The sequence below is a fragment of the Homoserinibacter gongjuensis genome (genome assembly GCF_030161875.1).
In the GTDB taxonomy this organism is placed as follows: domain Bacteria; phylum Actinomycetota; class Actinomycetes; order Actinomycetales; family Microbacteriaceae; genus Homoserinibacter; species Homoserinibacter gongjuensis.
The window spans coordinates 713,144-729,237 of sequence record NZ_BSVA01000001.1 but is presented as its reverse complement, the minus strand read 5'-3'; the positions used below and the strand labels follow the sequence as shown (position 1 = coordinate 729,237).

Sequence of the window (16,094 nt, the reverse complement as noted above, 5' to 3'; positions counted from 1 at the left end):
GGAGGTCGTGATGAAGGTGCTGGTCGCCTAGGAGTGTCATGCCCCCGAGCGGGGGCTCGGGCCGCCGACCGCGGGTTGGTACCGTGCTGGGGTGGTCCCGGGCGGTTCGCCGGCCGGGCATGAACGTCGAGTGACGCTCTGGGGATAGGGCTGCTCGTTCGGATGCGGTGGTTCGCCGCGCCCGAACGGTGAATCGCACAGCACCCCGGGAGTCGCATCCATGTCTCGTCGCCATCGCGGATTGTCCGCCCTGCTCGCCACCGCCCTCGCGGCGGGAGGGATCGCGCTCGTGCCCGCGGCGCCCGCCGCAGCGGCGACGCTCGTCACCGACTGGGCCTCGCTGCAGGCAGCCGTCAACGACGCCACGGAGGACGTCGCCGTCGAGCTCGGCGCGAGCATCGACAACCCCGGCGGGCAGAGCCTCTCGGTGCCGGTGGGCGTCACGGTCACGCTCGATCTCACCGACCGGAACCTCACGATCAACGGCCTCGGCAACTACGTCCCGGCCATCCGCGTGCCGAGCGGTGCCGGCCTCGTGATCGACGGCACGACGGGCCGCCTCACCGCGAACGGCGGCGCGAGCGCGGCGGCGATCGGCGGGAAGAGCGGCAACAACCAGAACGGCGAGTCTGCTGGCTCGATCACCATCCGGGGCGGCGACGTGCGGGCGACCGCGGCCGGCGCCGTGCCGTCGCGCGGTGCCGGAGGAGCGGGGATCGGTGGCGGTGGTGGGGAACTTCACCGTCTCCGGCGGCGGAAACGGCGGAAACGGCGGCACGATCACGATCACCGGGGGAATCGTCAGAGCGACCTCGACCTCTACCTACACGGTTCGCGACGGTGCGGGCATCGGGGGCGGCGGCGGTTCCCTCGGCACGAGCGGCAACGGGCGGGCGGGCTCGGGGGCACAGGTGACGATCACCGGGGGCACCGTCATCGCCGTCGGGGGCGAGAACTCTTCGGGGATCGGCTCAGGTGGTGCGTACGAGCTAGGCGGGGCAGGATCCATCACGGTGCAGGGCGTCGCCGCGGCGGGATCGGTGACCAACGGGGGCGCCGCTCGGTCTCCAGCAGCTACACACGCCCGGCTACCATCACCGCGACGGGAACGCCCACGGATCAGGTGTTCCGAGCGGTGCGCGCGGGAAACAACTACTCGGTGCGCATCGAGTACCCCGCGGCCGTGGTCTTCGACTCCAATGGCGGCACGGGGCTCACCCCGCTCGCGCTCGAGGTGGGTTCCACGATCCCTGAGCCGAATCCGGCGCCGACACGCGTGGGGCACACCTTCGTCGGCTGGTACGCGGATGCGGCGCTCACGACCGCGTGGAACTTCGCCGACGATGTCACGGACTCCGAACTCACCACGCTCTACGCGAGCTGGACCGTCAACAGCTACCCCGTGACGTTCGTGTCGAACGGGGAGCGCGGTGCTGCCGCAGCCGGTCGACTACGGAACGACGGTGACGGCGCCCACGGCGCCGATACGTGAGGGCTACAGCTTCGTCGGGTGGTTCGCCGACGCGGCGCTGACGACGGCGTGGGACTTCGCCACCGACGTGATGCCGGCGTCCGGCATCACCCTCTACGCCAAGTGGAGCATCAACAGCTACGACGTGACGTTCGTGTCGAACGGCGGCAGCGCGGTGCCGACGCAGTCGGTCGTGTACGACACGCACGTCACGGAACCGAGCGACCCGACGCGTGAGGGCTACACCTTCGCGGGCTGGTTCGCGGATGCGGGCCTCACCTCGGCCTGGGACTTCGCGGGCGGTGTGATGCCGTCGCACGCGATCCCGCTGTATGCCGACTGGAGCATCAACAGCTACATCGTGACGTTCGACGCGCATGGAGGCAGCGCGGTGCCGGGGCAGACCCTCGACTACGCCTCGCTCGTGGCGGAGCCGAGCGACCCGTCACGCGTCGGGCACACCTTCGCGGGGTGGTTCGGGGATGCCGCATTCACCACGGCGTGGGACTTCGACACCGACACGGTGCCGGCCTCGGAGCTCACCCTGCACGCCAAGTGGACGGTCAATGACTATGGAATGACGTTCGTGTCGAACGGTGGCAGCGCCGTGTCGTCGCAGCTGGTCGACTACGGCACCGTCGCGTCCGAGCCGATGGCGCCCACACGTGAGGGCTACACCTTCGCGGGCTGGTTCACGGAGGCCGCGCTGACGAACGCCTGGGACTTCGACACCGCGACCATGCCCGCTCACGCGGTCACGCTCTATGCACAGTGGAGCATCAACAGCTACCTCGTGTCGTTCGACGAGAACGGCGGCGCGCTCGTGCCCAACCAGACGCTCGAGTACCAATCGCTCGTGACCGAGCCGGCCGATCCCACGCGTGAAGGTCACACCTTCGCGGGGTGGTTCGCCGACGGCGCGTTCACGACGCCGTGGGACTTCAGCGTCGACGCCGTGCCGGCCCACCCCATCACGCTGCACGCGAAGTGGACCGTCAACAGCTACACGGTGTCGTTCGATGCGAACGGCGGCAGCGCGGTCTCCGGTCAGACGCTCGACTACGGCACGCTCGTGGCCGAGCCCGCCGAGCCGACGCGCGTTGGCCACACCTTCGCGGGGTGGTTCGCGGATGCCGGGTTCGCGGCGTCGTGGGACTTCGGGGTCGACGTGGTGCCGGCGTCCGACGTCACTCTGTATGCGAAGTGGACGGTGAACAGCTACCTCGTGTCGTTCGCGTCGAATGGGGGCAGCGCCGTGCCGCCGCAGTCGGTCGACTACGACGAACTCGTGGCCGAGCCCACCGAGCCGACGCGTGAGGGCCACACCTTCGCCGGATGGTTCGCGGATGCCGCGTTCGCGACGGCGTGGGATTTCGCGGCCGATACGGTGCCGGCATCCGACATCACGCTCTACGCGAAGTGGAGCATCAACAGCTACCTCGTCTCGTTCGCGACGAACGGCGGCAGCGCCGTACCGCCGCAGCCCGAGGTGTACGACACGCTCGTGACCGAGCCCGCGGCTCCGACGCGCGACGGGCACACCTTCGTGGGCTGGTTCGCGGATGCCGCGCTCACGACAGCGTGGGACTTCGCCGCCGATCGCGTGCCGGCATCCGCGATCACGCTGTATGCCCAGTGGAGCATCAACAGCTACACGGTGAGCTTCGACAGCGCAGGCGGAACGAGCGTGCCCGATCAGACGATCGAGTACGGCTCGCCGATCGTGCCGCCGTCGCCGCCCACCCGCACCGACTTCGTGTTCGCGGGCTGGTACGACGGTGCGAGCGAGTGGACGGCGGGCCGGTCCGTACTGGGCGACGTCGCGCTCACGGCCCACTGGACGGCCATGGTCGTCGACGTCGTGGCCGGGTCGCAGCAAGCGCTCATCCGCTGGCACGCGATGGCCCTGCCGAGCGGGGCTGCCACGAGCTACACCGTGGCCGTGGAGCCCGGCGGCCTCAGCTGCACGACCACGACGACGGCATGCGCGGTGACCGGCCTGGCGGCCGGCAGCTACAGCGCCGTCGTCACGGCGCACTGGGCCGGCGCCTCGGCGGTCTCGGATGCCGTCACCTTCGACATCGTCGATCTCGCGATGCCGTCCGAGGCGCCCACCGAGAGCACGCCCGCGATCGCGCTCGCACTCCTCTCGGGCGGATCGCCCATCACGACGGCGATTCCGGGCGCACGGATCACGGTGCAGGGCTCGGGCTTCGTACCCGGCTCGAGCGTCGAGCTCTTCGCCTACTCCGTGCCCGAGGCGCTCGGCACGACGATCGCCGACGCCGACGGGGAGATCTCGGTGGGCGTCGTGGTGCCCGCCGGCCTCGAGCTCGGGGCGCACACGATCGTTGCCCGCGGATTCAGCGCCGACGCGCTCGACGGCGGGTACGGGGTCGCGGCGCTCGCCGTCGTGGCGCCCGCGCTGTCATCGACGGGCGTCGAGGGTGAGCTGCTCGTGCCGCTGTTCGCGGCGCTCATGCTCCTCGTGCTCGGTGCGGCCGGCATCGTCTACGCCCGGCGACGTATGGGTACGGAAGCTGAGGAGGCAACCACCGAAATAGGGGATGAAACGCGGCTCCGAGGCCACCGGGCGCCGATAGCGTGCCGGTGACCCGTCGATGAGATGCCTATCCCCCTCTCCCGACAGGGGCTGACATCCGATCGGTGCGGCGAGGCTTGCGTCGTCGCACCGGTCGGGGCCGGCGTCGGGCGCCGTCAGGCGGCCCGTGCCAGGTAGCCGGCGAGCAGGCGCGTCTGCGCCGCCCATCCACCCGCGTTGTCCTCCCGGGCGGTTTCCCGCACCTCCTCGGGCAGTTCGTCGAAGCCATCCTCGGTCATGGTCACGCGGATGCCGCCCTCGACCTGCTCGAGCAGGATCTCCACCGCGGTGCGCACCGGTGAGTCGGGCACGGCCTCCCAGCGGAAGGCGAAGCGGCGCATCGGCTCGATCGCGACGACGTCGAGCGTGAACGGCGCGCCCCGGTGCGGTTCCTGTGCGCCGGCGACCTCGGGGTCGATCGCGGTCGGCACGATGCGGCCAGCCGTCGTGGCACCCGCCGCGAAGGGGCCCTCGAACTCGGCGCCGAACCAGGTGCCGAACGCCGTCGAGTCCGCGATCGCATCCCACACCCGCTCGAGAGGGGCGTCGATCACGATGCTCTGCGCGATATCCGGATCCCGCTCGAGGAGTGCCTTCAGGGCCTGGATGACGTGCTGGGAGCCGTCTGCGGTCTCGGAGCCCTCGCGGGTCGCCGCCTGCGCTCCCCGATGGATGAGCGTCACCCGGCTGCCGGTCTCGGTCGGCGTCACCTCCCAATGCAGGGAGCCCTGGTCATCGTGGCCGCCGTACCAGGTGGCGATGAAGGTGTGCGCGAGGCGCACAGGGGTTCGAACGCGAGCACCACGCCCTCGATCTGCACGTCGCCGTCATCGTCGACGAACTCGACAGGCGAGCCCACCTCCCACGTCGTGCGCGGGCTCGTGCCGTAGTAGTAGCGGCGCACGGTGTGGGGCTCGGTGAGCGCCTCCCACACCTTCTGCGGCGGCGCCGCCACCTCCACCTCGTAGATACGATCGTCGGTCATTCGCGTGGTCCTTCCAGCTCGGTCTTGAGAGACAGCAGCCCAGCGGATGCGCGGGCGCCGAAGTCGTCGATCCAGCGCTGGGCGAGTTCGACGATGGGCACGGCGTTGAGATGGCACCGTCGCACGCGACCCTGCTTTCGCGACACGACGAGACCCGCCTGCTCGAGCACGCCCACGTGCTTGAGCACGGCGTGCCGGCCGAGCGGTGCGAGCACTTCCGTGAGTTCGCCGACGCTCTGGCCGTCGCGCGCGCGGAGGGCGTCCAGGATGCGCCGCCGCGAGGGATCCGCGATGGCGGCGATCACTGCATCCGTGTCCACGGGACGACAATAGGTGACTCTGGGGTCACCTGTCTAGGGCAAGCCTGCAGTGGCACTCAGGAACGTCCGGAAAGCTCGCCGCTGGCATCCGGGTTCGTCGCCTAAGGTCGCGCCGCATGCGTACACGAACTCGCATCGCTGTGATCATCGGTCTCTGCGCCGCGCCCCTGACGCTTCTCGGGTGTGCGGCGGCTCCCACCCTGTCGGTTCCGGGACGGATACCGACGCCGACGCCGTCGGCGGGGGCGACGCGGTTCCCTCGTGTCCGTCGGCATCCGTGAAGGTCTCGGATGCCGACGAGCTGGAGGACGCGCTCGACGACGCGGAGCCGGGCGACGTGATCCGCGTCGCCGACGGCCGCTACGACGACCGCTTCGAGATCGACCGCTCCGGCACGGACGACGAGCCGATCTGGCTGTGCGGCTCATCGAAGGCGGTGATCGACGGCGGCAACCCCCAGAAGGGCACCGTGCTCGCGCTCGACCGGGTCGAGCACTGGCGGCTCATCGGCTTCACCGTCGAGAACGGCCAGAAGGGCATCATGGTCGACGGCAGCTCCGACATCGTGCTCGGCGGTCTCACGGTGCGCCGCATCGGCGACGAGGCCATCCACCTGCGCGACGGCAGCGTCGACAACCTCATCGTCGGCTCGACGATCTCCGAGACCGGGCTGCGGCAGGCCAAGTTCGGCGAAGGGATCTACGTCGGTTCTGCCGAGAGCAACTGGTGCGACGTGAGCTCCTGCAAGCCCGATCGCAGCGACCGCAACCGCCTCGTCGGCAACACGATCACGAGGACGAAGGCGGAGGCCATCGACATCAAGGAGGGCACCTCCGGCGGCGTCGTGGAGGGCAACACCTTCGACGGGTCGGACCTCGTGGCGGCGACCGCCGACTCCTGGGTCGACGTGAAGGGCAACGACTGGACCATCGTCGGCAACACGGGCACGACCTCGCCGAAAGACGGCTTCCAGACCCACGAGATCGTCGACGGGTGGGGCACCCGCAACCGCTTCTCCGGCAACGCCGCCCACGTCGACGGGCCCGGCTATGGCATCGCGGTGACCCCCGCGCTGGGCAATGTGGTCGCGTGCGATAACACCGCATCCGGGGCTGTCAAGGGGGTCAGCAACATCACCTGCACCGAATGAGAAAGGTCTCATCCCTAAGCGTCGGATTAGCCGCGTGACCTGGGGTTTTCTGGATTCCGAGCCTGGCGGCAATGTGAACGCGGCATGAGAGCGTCCTGAGAGCCGCGACCTCCGGTGGCGGCCGTGCTTACGGTCGCCGAGTCCAGATCTCGACAGACCGGAGGGGCCCATGCTGATGGTGCAGAACGAGCTCGACTGGTCGTTCCAGGATTGGTGGAACGCCGTCGTCGAGGCGCTCGGCAGCGTCTTCGCTCAGCTCGGCGAGTGGCTGGCGGTGGTCGAACCATTTATGCCCGTCGCCGTCGCCGGCGTCATCGTGTGGGGCCTGTGGTTCATCCGCTTCGTGATGTCGCGCGGTGCGCGCCCGATCGTCACCGACTTCCGCACGAGCGTCTCGATCGTGGTGCCCTCATTCCACGAGGACCCCGGCATCCTGCTCGACTGCCTTGACACCTGGCGTGCGGAGCGGCCCGACGAGATCATCATCGTGCTCGACGTGGCCGATCTCGAAGCGCACGACCGCATCGTCGCCCTGGGCGACCCCATCGTGCGCCCCGTGCTCTACGAACACGTGGGCAAGCGCTCCGCTCTCGGCGTGGGGCTGAGGCTCGCGAGCTCCGAACTCGTGGCGCTCGTCGACTCCGACACGCGCTGGACGCCCGGGATGCTCGAGGCCGTTCAGATGCCGTTCGCGGATGCACGGGTCGGCGGGGTGAGCACGCAGCAGAACGTCTTCGAACGCGAGTCGAGCGTGTGGCGACGCATCGCGGACTGGATGGTCAACCTGCGTTACTTCGACTACGTGCCCGCGATGGGTCGCGTGGGCGCCGTGCCCTGCCTCTCCGGACGCACCGCGGTGTACCGGCGCGCGGCCGTGATGCCCGTGCTCGACCAGCTCGAGAACGAGTACTTCCTGGGTCGCCGCTGCATCGCCGGCGACGACGGGCGGCTCACCTGGCTCGTGCTCGCCCAGGGCTACCGCACCGTGCACCAGAGCTCGGCCAAGGCGCTCTCGATGTTCCCCTCGACCTTCCGCGCCTTCGTCAAACAGCGGGTGCGCTGGAGCCGCAACTCGTTCCGCTGCTACCTCACCGCGATCCGGATGGGGTGGTTGCGCCGCCAGCCGATCATCACGCAACTCACGGTGCTGCAGATCCTGCTCACCCCCGTGACGATGGGGATGAGCCTCGCCTACCTGATCTTCTCGCGCCTCGAGTACACGGTGATCGGCGCGGCGCTCGCCGTGGCGTGGGTCGTGGTGGGGCGCGGCGTGCGCGGCTTCTCGCACTTGCGCCAGCATCCGCGTGACCTCCTGCTGCTGCCGCTCATGACGCTCACGGTGATCCTCGTGGCCCTGCCGATCAAGCTCTTCGCCTTCGTGACGATGAACAAGCAGGGGTGGCTGACCCGTCGGGCCGGCCAGACCGGGGGCGACGGTCAGGACTCCGCCTCGCTCGGGCGTGCGGGGCGCCGGCCCGAGGCGGTGACGGCATGAGAACCGGGAACAAGGTGCTCGTGTCGGTGATCGCGCTCGGCGCCGCCGGGGCCATCGCGTGGTCGCTCGTCACCTTCGGCGACCCCGCCCAGCACACGGACACCTCGCGCGAGACGACGCCCACCGCCGAAACCGCCGGTGAGCCGTATCCCGGAGACGCGGCCGCCGAGACCGCGCTCGCCGCACAGGAGGCGGCACGGCTCGTGGCGGTGAAGACGGCCGCGTCGGCCGGAGTCTCGGCCGCGCTGGACACCTCGCGGCCATTCCGCGTCGCGACCGAGGCGCGCGCGACCCTCGTGCTGCCGGCCCGCTCGGCGCCCTACACGCTCGCGGAACTCGTGCAGTCGGCACCCGCCACCCTCAGCGCCGACGGCGCCGACGGCGCGTACGTGCTGCATGAGCACCTCGCCGTCATGGCTCAGGCGAAGCTCACGATCGGGGCGGGCGAGAAGCTGCTGCTCGCGGGCGACTCCACGGGCTTCAGCTCGATCGTGGCCCTCGGAGGTTCGATCGCCGTCCAGGGCACCGCGGCGAGCCCCGCATCGCTCACGAGCTGGGATGCGAGCACCGGCACCCCGGACGAGGCCACCGCCGACGGGCGGCCCTACCTGCGCGTGGTGGGCGGCGATCTGCGCATCGCCGACGCCCAGTTCGCGGCGCTCGGGTTCTGGAGCGGTGCCACGAGCGGCATCGCCTACGAAGGCGAACGCGCCGCCGACCTCGTGCCGACGCCCGCCGGAGCGGGCGCCGACGGCGTGCCCCTCATGCAGCTCAGCGAGGCACCCGCCGCGGCGACCCGTCTGGCGGTCAGCTCGACCGAGATCGACGGCAACGCTGTCGGCATCACGATCTCCGAAGCGTCGGCTCCCACGCTCATGAGCGTCACCGTCACGGGCAGCCTCGCCGACGGCATCGTGCTCGACCGCGACGTGACGGGGGCCGCGCTCACACGGGTGACCGCATCCGACAACGCCCGAGACGGCGTGGTGGTCGGACGGGGCAGCGAGACGGCGACCGTCAATCGGGCGACCATCGAGTCCAACGGTCGCAACGGGGTACTGCTCGACGGCCGGGCTCGCGCCGACGGGCCGACCACCGAGGGCGCGGATGCGTCGACCGGGTCGTCGGTCGTGGGCAGTGACATCCGAGACAACCCGCGCAGCGGCATCGATGTCGTCGGCGGATCGCACATCCGGCTGAGCAACAACACCGTGAGCGGCGGAAGCATGGGCATCGTGCTCGACGACGGCCCGAGCGGCGTCGCGGTGCGCAACAACGAGATCGACGGCGTCGAGCAGCACGGCATCTCGATTCGCGACGACGCGGATGAGGTGACCGTCGCATCCAACGACATCGCGCGGGCGCAGACCGGCGTCTATGTGCGCAACGCCGCGGCGACCGTGCGCGACAACACGGTGACCGACGCGACGGTGCACGGCATCACGCTCACGGGCCAGCTCGCCGGCACGAGCGCCACCGACAACGAGCTCACCGGCACCGGCCCGGCGGCGATCGACAGCGATCGGGCGATCGACGCGCACGTCGAGGGCAACCTCGTCGACGGCTGGGCCGCGAGCCGCAGCCTCGACCAGATCGTCGCGACCGTCATGCAACCGCTCACGATCGTGTGGCTGGTCGTGACCCTGATCGTCGCCGCCGCGCTCGTGACGCGCCTCGGCGCGGGCCGCAAGCGCAACGACCCCCTGCGCGAGCGCCGCCCGCTGCAGTCGATGAGCCGGGGCATCGTGCCCCGCACCGAGGTGGGCCCTCCGGCGCCGAGCGTGCCGACGAGCGCGGCCACCTCGAACGACCACCCGAACCTGTCCGAACAACGAGAGGAAGCATTGCGATGACGAGCACGACGACTCCGCCCCGGATCACGGTGGTGGGAACCGGATACCTGGGCGCGACGCACGCGGTCTGCATGGCCAAGCTGGGCATCGAGGTGCTCGGTGTCGACGTCGACGACCGCAAGATCGCCGAACTCGCGGCCGGACGGGTGCCCTTCTACGAGCCCGGGCTCGCGGAGGAGTTGAGCACCGCGCTGGAGTCCGGCCGCCTGCGGTTCACGACCGACTTCGACGAGGCCGCGCGCTTCGGCGACGTGCACTTCGTGTGTGTGGGCACCCCGCAGGAGCAGGGGTCGGATGCCGCCGACCTGCGCTACGTCGACAGCGCCATGACCGAGCTGGCCTCGCGCATCCACAAGCACGCCCTCATCGTGGGCAAGTCCACGGTGCCGGTGGGCACCGCTGCGCGCCTCGCGCAGCTCGTGACCGAGGTCGCGCCGCAGGATGCCGAGGTGGAGCTCGCCTGGAATCCCGAGTTCCTGCGCGAGGGCTTCGCGGTCGACGACACCCTGCACCCCGACCGGCTCGTGTTCGGGGTGGAGTCGGAGTGGGCCGAGCACCTGCTCGAAGACGTCTTCCGGCCCATCATCGACGCCGAGACCCCGGTGATCGTGGCCGATCTCGCGACGGCCGAGCTCGTGAAGGTGGCCGCGAACTCGTTCCTCGCCACCAAGATCTCCTACATCAACGCCATGGCCGAGGTCTGCGAGGCGGCGGGAGCGGATGTCGACGTGCTCGCGACCGCGTTGTCGCACGATGGACGCATCGGGGGTCGCTTCCTCAAGCCGGGTCTCGGCTTCGGCGGCGGCTGCCTGCCCAAGGACATCCGCGCCTTCCGCCACCGCGCCGCGCAGCTCGGCGTCGGGCAGGCCGTCGCCTTCCTCGAAGAGGTGGATGCGATCAACCAGCGTCGCCGTTCGCGCACAGTCGAGCTCGTGCGGGAGCTCGCCGGGGAGATCTGCGCGGGGTGCGCGTGGCGGCTCTCGGCGCCGCGTTCAAGCCCGACTCCGACGACGTGCGCGACGCGCCGGCGCTCGACGTCGCGCGGATGCTCTACCTCGAGGGCGCGGAGGTCTCGGTGTACGACCCCAAGGCCAACGAGAACGCGCACCGCGCCTACCCCGACCTCGTCTACGTCGATTCGCTCGGCGAGGCGGCGCACGAGGCCGAGGTCGTCGTGCTGCTCACCGAGTGGGACGAGTTCCGGCACGCCGACCCGGCCCTCCTCGGCTACGTCGTGGCGGAGCGGCGGGTGGTCGACGCCCGGCACGCGCTCGATGCCGAGGCCTACCGGCAGGCGGGCTGGGAGTACCGGGCCCTCGGTCAGCCGGCCGTGGCATCCGTGCACGAGGTGAGCCTCGCACCCCGTTGAGGGCAGTCGCTACTCTTCGTGCATGACCGCTGCGCCGCCTCCCGCCACGAGCGTGAGCACCCCTGGCGAGTGGGTCGTGCCGCTGCGCGAGGCCGCGCTCACCGCGCGTGCCGCGCTCGTCACGGGCGTCGTGGCGATGAGCCTCGTGCTCGTCGCGGTGCTGGCGGCCGTGGGCGTGATCTTGCCGCTCGCGCAGCCCGGCAGCCTCGTGCCGTGGGTGCCCCTTGCGCTCGTGCCGCTCGCGGCCTGCTGCGTCGCCGGATGGCGCTGGCAGCCGATCCCCGTGCTCGGATGCGTCGCGATCGCCGTCACGGTGTCGGCGTCCCTCGCCGCGCTCACGCTCGCAGCGGCCGCGTCGCCTGCGCAGGCGTCGGCGGGTACGGCCGGATTCATGCTGTCGATGTCGACCAACCTCGCCGTCGTGATCGGGATCGCGAGCGACCGCTGGACCGGGGGACTGGCGGGAGCGCTCGCCGGATTCGCCATCGGCGAGGGCACGATCGCGGTGACCGCAGCGGTGGTCTCGCTGCCGTACCGCCTCGACGTGCCGCCCATCGCGATCGCGGCCGCCGTCGTGATCGCGTACGCTCTCGTGCCGCTCGCGCGCCGGCGGTCGCGGCGCGGAACCGCATCCCTGCAGGAGGCCGACCGCCGCACGCGCGCGCGTCGCCTGCGCGAGAGCGAGGGCCGCGAGTCGATCGCCCTGCTGCATGACACCCTGCTGGGCGAGCTCGCGGTGCTCGCCCACCGCGAGCCGGGTGCCCTCGACGAGACCGAACGTGCCCGCATCGTGCGCAGCCTCGAGTCGAGCGCGGTGCTGCCGTTGTTGCACGCCGAGCCGCCCGCTCCCGACGGGGTCGCGGCGTGGCTCGTCTCGATCGGCGCAGCGGGAGGGGTCACGGTGCGCCTCGAGGGTGAGGTGACGGCGCTCGACCGGGTCTCGGAGCCGGCGGCCTCGGCCATGCGCGCCGCGCTCGCGCAGTGCCTCGTGAACGTCGTGCGGCATGCGGGGGTGACCGAGGCCTGGCTCGCCGCGGCCGCCGATGCCGGCGAGGTGAGCGTCACGATCGTCGACGAAGGCGTCGGCTTCGACCCGGATGCCGTTCCGCACGATCGTCTCGGGCTCAGCGAGTCGGTGGTCGGCCGGCTGGAGCGCTGCGGCGGCACCGTGCGGGTCTGGAGCAGCCCCGGCGCGGGCACCTCGGTGCACGTGACGATCCCCGCGGCGGTGTTGGTGTGACCGCCGTCACGTCACTCTCGCCCCAGCAGCTCGACCCCCTCGGCGGGGTCACGGCGCAGGCGTTCGGGTGGGCGCTCACGGCGGGGGCGATCGGCACCTCGGTGGGAGTTTCGGTCGTGCACCGCGCCGAGTACCGCGACGGTCTGTTCCTCGCCGCGGGCTACGTGTGCCTCGCCGTCGCGTGTCTCATCGTGGTGCTCGCGAGCAGTCCCCGGCGGGCTCCGTTCACCTGGCGCAGCGCGCTCGCGGTGCACCTCGTGGGCCTCGCCGCGGTGGGTTTCGAGGCTGCGGCGCAATGGGGCGGCAACGTCACGGTGCGCTCGGACTGGTCGCCACTCGCTCTCGCCCTGCTCGTGATGGCGATGGCCTGCTTCCGCCCCGCGGCCGAGTTGCTCGGCATGGCGGCGGGCAGCGCCGTGGTCGTCGCCGCGATCACCGTCGCGGGCAGCGCGGCCGCGGGGGCGCCACTGCCCCCGTCGTCTACGGGTTCCTCACCGGCGGACCGCTGCTCGCCGCCGGGGTCGGTGCGGCCGCCTTCTCGGCGACCGCCGTGCGTCGGCTGCTGCGCTGGCGGGAGCAGACGAGCGAGCTGCGTCGAACGGAGGTGGAACGCATCCGCTCTCGGGTGCGCAGCGAACTGCACGATGAACGACTCGCGCTCGTGGAGAGTGAGGTGGGGCCGTTCCTGCGTGGCGTGCTCGACGCGGGAGAGCTCACCTCGGACGACGCCGAGCGGGCGCGCACGCTGGGTGACGCCCTGCGACGCGCACTCGTCGAGGAGGCCGACGGCGTCTGGCTCGGCGACGTGGTCTCGGAACTACACGATGCCGATGGGCTCGTGACCCACATGGATGACACCCAGCGCGCCGTGGTGGACGCGGCGTGTGCCTCGCTCGCCCACCGGCGCACCGTCGCGATCGTGCAGCGGGCAGCGGGCCGCGCCCATTTCTCGCTGCACTGGAGCCGAGGGGGCCGGGGACGGCTCGGGCCGGAGCTGCAGGCGCTGCTGCGGATCGTGTTCCCGGGCGCACGCGTGCACCTCGGCGCGCGGCGGCTCGAGTTCGAGTTCGACGTCGTCTGAGCTTTCCTGCCGCCTCGGCGCCCGGCTCAGCGCTCGGCTCAGCTGAACGTGCCGGGATACTGCGCGATCATCTCGAACATCGCGCGCATCGCGACGATCATCCAGATCCCCATCGCGAGGAACACGAGTGCATAGCTGCCGATGTGCGCCCACAGCGGCCACCCCGCCGTGCGGCTCACCTTGCGCAGCACGACGTGCCTGCCGATCAGGTAGACGATCGGGTACGGGATGAACGCGAACGCCCAGTGGAAGGGGCGCTCCACGCCGATCGCCTCGAGGTGCTTGTAGTCGCGATACGCCCCGAAGACGGCGAGCCCCCAGACGATGAGCCCGAGCAGCCACGAGACGATGCCGAACACGGCGTAGCCCACCAGCGCGTCGCTCAGGCCGGCCGGGGAGCGCGACAGCTGTGCGTCGAAGATCGTCGCGATGTAGCCGTTCATGTCGAAGAAGAACATCGGGATGATGCTCAGCAGATACCCGACCGAGACGATCCAGACCCACGCGTTGTCGATGCGCGCGCCCGCAGGCAGGGCCGGTCGCTGCACCGACTGCGCGGGCCCGGCGGCTGCGGGCGCGGTGTGCTCACTCCAGCCGGAACCGTTCCACCAGCGCTGTCCGCCGGTGCCGTCGGGATACCACCCGGGGCCGCGCTCGCGGCCGCGGATGCTGTCGGGTCGGTCATGGCTCGATGCTAGCGGCGAGCCCGGCGAGCGCATCCGCCACGCTCACGATCGCCCACGCGCCGAACACCGTGTACCAGAGCACATAGAGCACGATCGACACGACGAGCGGCGCCGCGGATGCCGGAGTCACCTTGCGCAGCACCACCTGGCGTCCGATCACATAGACGATGCCGGCGATGGCCGCGAAGCCCCACGGGAAGGGGCGCACCACGCCGACCGTCCGCAGCCGGCGCGCATCTCGGAACGCGAAGAGCAGGGCGAGTGCGATCGTCACGAGTGAGCTGCCCGCGAGCACCGCGAGGTGCAGCCCCACGTGGCCGAGCGCTGCGGTCGCGTCGTCGACCCAGAGCGCGTCCAGCACCTCGCGCACGTCGAAGAGGTAGATGGTGGAGGCCAGCACCCACGGCACCACGACGATGAGCCAGATCCACACGGTGTCGACCCGCGTGCCGAGTGGCAGCGGCGGGCGCTCGTGCGGGGCATGCATCTCCCGGGCTGCCGGGGGAGGGATGACGAGGCCGCTCATGCCCGCGAGCGTAGCGGCCCGCCCGCCTAGCATCGGGGCATGGGCACTCCCGCTGATCCCCTCGACCTGCTCCGCACGCGCACGAGCGAGAAGTGGCGCGCGTATCCCGCCGACGTGCTGCCGATGTTCGTCGCCGAGATGGACTATCCCCTCGCGCCCCAGATCGCCGACGCCCTGCGCGCGGCGATCGACCGCAGCGACACCGGCTACGTCGACCCGCGCGACCCGGCACCGCGCGAGGCGTTCGCCGCGTTCGCGCGTGACAGCTGGGGTTGGTCGCCCGATCCGGAGCGGATGGGCATCACGACGGATGTGAGCGTCGTGATCGTCGAGACGCTGAGCCGGCTGGCCGCGCCGGGCGACGGCGTCATCATCACCCCGCCCGTGTATCCGCCGTTCTTCGACCTGATCCCGGAGGCGGGCGCCCGGGTCGTCGAGGTGCCGCTGCACGCCGACGGCACCGCCTACTCCCTCGACCTCGCAGGCATCGACCGGGCACTCGCGGCGGGGGCGCGTGGCGTGCTGCTGTGCAACCCGCACAACCCGCTCGGACTCGTGCACACGCGCGACGAGCTGGCGGAGCTGTCGCGCATCGTGGCCCGGCACGACGGCTTCGTCGTGAGCGACGAGATCCACGCGCCGCTCACGCATCCGGGTGTCGTGTTCACCCCGTATCTGACGGTGTCGGACGCCGCGCGCGAGCACGGCATCGCGGCGGAGTCGGGCAGCAAGGCCTTCAACCTCGCGGGACTCAAGGCCGCCTTCTTCGTCGCCGAGTCCGAGCGGATGTCACAGCTCGTGCGCGGGCTGCCCGACGAGGTCACCTTCCGCACGGGCCACCTCGGCCTCCTCGCCACCCGGGTCGGGTTCGCGGATGCGCGGGCGTGGCTCGCCGAGACGATCGCGTCGATCGTGGCGAACGTCGAGCTGCTCGAGGCGCAGCTCGCGGCGAAGCTGCCGGAGGCGCGGCTGACGCGACCGTCGGCGAGCTACCTTGCCTGGATCGACCTCTCGGCGTACGGCTGGGGCGACGACCCCGCATCCGTGCTGCTCGAGCGTTCACGCCTCGCCCTCTCGAACGGCCCGGCGTTCGGGCGCGAGGGGCGCGGCCACGTGCGTCTCAACCTCGCGTGTGCCCCCGAGCTCGTCATCGAGGCCGTCGACCGGATGGCGGCGCTCGCCCGCCCCTGACCCCGGCATGGACGCCGGATGTCGGTGGTTGCTGGTGGAATACGGGTATCGAAAAAGTTTGCGCGACACGCCGAGACACAACATGTAGGGGAATGACACGCGTGGAATTCCCGTTATATAGTGGT

14 protein-coding genes and 1 pseudogene are annotated in these 16,094 nt (G+C 71.0%); 10 read left to right on the top strand and 5 right to left on the bottom strand.

What is annotated here, in order from left to right:
- Window positions 1-241: 241 nt before the first annotated feature.
- Both QQK29_RS04010 and QQK29_RS04005 read left to right on the top strand, forming a co-directional pair.
- Window positions 242-1,492: an InlB B-repeat-containing protein gene (locus QQK29_RS04010; RefSeq protein WP_284297983.1), complete on the top strand. Its 1,251-nt coding sequence runs from the start codon at window positions 242-244 to the stop codon at window positions 1,490-1,492.
- Window positions 1,431-4,085, top strand: a complete 2,655-nt coding sequence (locus QQK29_RS04005; protein ID WP_284297981.1) for an InlB B-repeat-containing protein — start codon at window positions 1,431-1,433, stop codon at window positions 4,083-4,085. The genes QQK29_RS04010 and QQK29_RS04005 overlap by 62 nt, the downstream gene beginning before the upstream one ends.
- Window positions 4,086-4,189: 104 nt before the next feature.
- Here the strand turns inward: QQK29_RS04005 and QQK29_RS04000 are convergent, their stop codons facing one another.
- The 3 genes from QQK29_RS04000 to QQK29_RS03990 are packed head-to-tail and all read right to left on the bottom strand — an operon-like array spanning window position 4,190 to window position 5,378.
- Entirely contained in the window at window positions 4,190-4,855 is a 666-nt protein-coding gene (locus QQK29_RS04000) for an SRPBCC domain-containing protein (protein ID WP_284297979.1), read from the bottom strand.
- Window positions 4,780-5,058 carry an SRPBCC domain-containing protein gene (locus QQK29_RS03995; RefSeq protein WP_284297977.1) on the bottom strand — a complete coding sequence of 93 codons (279 nt, stop codon included), beginning with the start codon at window positions 5,056-5,058 and terminating at the stop codon, window positions 4,780-4,782. The genes QQK29_RS04000 and QQK29_RS03995 overlap by 76 nt, the downstream gene beginning before the upstream one ends.
- A complete protein-coding gene (locus QQK29_RS03990) occupies window positions 5,055-5,378 on the bottom strand; it encodes an ArsR/SmtB family transcription factor (RefSeq protein ID WP_284297975.1) in 324 nt (107 codons plus the stop codon). Before QQK29_RS03990 ends, QQK29_RS03995 begins: the two co-directional genes overlap by 4 nt.
- Before the next feature lie 181 nt (window positions 5,379-5,559).
- Here QQK29_RS03990 and QQK29_RS03985 point away from each other — a divergent pair, with 181 nt between their 5' ends.
- The 7 genes and pseudogenes from QQK29_RS03985 (at window position 5,560) to QQK29_RS03955 (ending at window position 13,566) form a co-directional block, all read left to right on the top strand.
- Window positions 5,560-6,528, top strand: a complete 969-nt coding sequence (locus QQK29_RS03985) for a right-handed parallel beta-helix repeat-containing protein (protein ID WP_284297973.1) — start codon at window positions 5,560-5,562, stop codon at window positions 6,526-6,528.
- Window positions 6,529-6,697: 169 nt separating this feature from the next.
- The gene (locus QQK29_RS03980; protein WP_284297971.1) at window positions 6,698-8,023 is read left to right on the top strand and encodes a glycosyltransferase; all 1,326 of its coding nucleotides are present in this window, start codon (window positions 6,698-6,700) and stop codon (window positions 8,021-8,023) included.
- A complete protein-coding gene (locus QQK29_RS03975; protein WP_284297969.1) occupies window positions 8,020-9,876 on the top strand; it encodes a right-handed parallel beta-helix repeat-containing protein in 1,857 nt (618 codons plus the stop codon). The genes QQK29_RS03980 and QQK29_RS03975 overlap by 4 nt, the downstream gene beginning before the upstream one ends.
- Window positions 9,873-11,245: pseudogene (locus tag QQK29_RS03970) on the top strand (UDP-glucose dehydrogenase family protein). The gene QQK29_RS03975 and the pseudogene QQK29_RS03970 overlap by 4 nt, the downstream one beginning before the upstream one ends.
- Window positions 11,246-11,267: 22 nt before the next feature.
- The gene (locus QQK29_RS03965; protein ID WP_284297967.1) at window positions 11,268-12,485 is read left to right on the top strand and encodes a sensor histidine kinase; all 1,218 of its coding nucleotides are present in this window, start codon (window positions 11,268-11,270) and stop codon (window positions 12,483-12,485) included.
- Complete coding sequence (locus QQK29_RS03960; RefSeq protein WP_284297965.1) at window positions 12,482-13,327, top strand: hypothetical protein; 846 nt, start codon at window positions 12,482-12,484, stop codon at window positions 13,325-13,327. Before QQK29_RS03965 ends, QQK29_RS03960 begins: the two co-directional genes overlap by 4 nt.
- A gap of 5 nt (window positions 13,328-13,332) precedes the next feature.
- On the top strand, window positions 13,333-13,566 hold the full coding sequence (locus QQK29_RS03955) for a hypothetical protein (RefSeq protein WP_284297962.1): 234 nt from the start codon (window positions 13,333-13,335) through the stop codon (window positions 13,564-13,566).
- Window positions 13,567-13,604: 38 nt separating this feature from the next.
- Here QQK29_RS03955 and QQK29_RS03950 read toward each other — a convergent pair whose 3' ends face one another.
- Window positions 13,605-14,285 carry a DUF2510 domain-containing protein gene (locus tag QQK29_RS03950; protein ID WP_284297960.1) on the bottom strand — a complete coding sequence of 227 codons (681 nt, stop codon included), beginning with the start codon at window positions 14,283-14,285 and terminating at the stop codon, window positions 13,605-13,607.
- Complete coding sequence (locus tag QQK29_RS03945; protein ID WP_284297958.1) at window positions 14,248-14,778, bottom strand: hypothetical protein; 531 nt, start codon at window positions 14,776-14,778, stop codon at window positions 14,248-14,250. The genes QQK29_RS03950 and QQK29_RS03945 overlap by 38 nt, the downstream gene beginning before the upstream one ends.
- A gap of 39 nt (window positions 14,779-14,817) precedes the next feature.
- On the opposite strand from QQK29_RS03945, the gene QQK29_RS03940 reads away from it, so the two are divergent.
- A complete protein-coding gene (locus tag QQK29_RS03940) occupies window positions 14,818-15,969 on the top strand; it encodes a MalY/PatB family protein (protein WP_284297956.1) in 1,152 nt (383 codons plus the stop codon).
- The last annotated feature ends 125 nt before the right edge of the window (window positions 15,970-16,094 follow it).

Excerpts from the sequence above, each read along its gene's own strand:
- QQK29_RS03975 (WP_284297969.1), top strand. The coding sequence starts at position 8,020 with ATGAGAACCGGGAACAAGGTGCTCGTGTCGGTGATCGCGCTCGGCGCC.
- QQK29_RS03945 (WP_284297958.1), bottom strand. The coding sequence starts at position 14,778 with ATGAGCGGCCTCGTCATCCCTCCCCCGGCAGCCCGGGAGATGCATGCC.
- QQK29_RS03940 (WP_284297956.1), top strand. The coding sequence starts at position 14,818 with ATGGGCACTCCCGCTGATCCCCTCGACCTGCTCCGCACGCGCACGAGC.
- QQK29_RS03950 (WP_284297960.1), bottom strand. The coding sequence starts at position 14,285 with ATGCGCTCGCCGGGCTCGCCGCTAGCATCGAGCCATGACCGACCCGAC.
- QQK29_RS03965 (WP_284297967.1), top strand. The coding sequence starts at position 11,268 with ATGACCGCTGCGCCGCCTCCCGCCACGAGCGTGAGCACCCCTGGCGAG.
- QQK29_RS03955 (WP_284297962.1), top strand. The coding sequence starts at position 13,333 with ATGGATGACACCCAGCGCGCCGTGGTGGACGCGGCGTGTGCCTCGCTC.
- QQK29_RS03980 (WP_284297971.1), top strand. The coding sequence starts at position 6,698 with ATGCTGATGGTGCAGAACGAGCTCGACTGGTCGTTCCAGGATTGGTGG.
- QQK29_RS03995 (WP_284297977.1), bottom strand. The coding sequence starts at position 5,058 with ATGACCGACGATCGTATCTACGAGGTGGAGGTGGCGGCGCCGCCGCAG.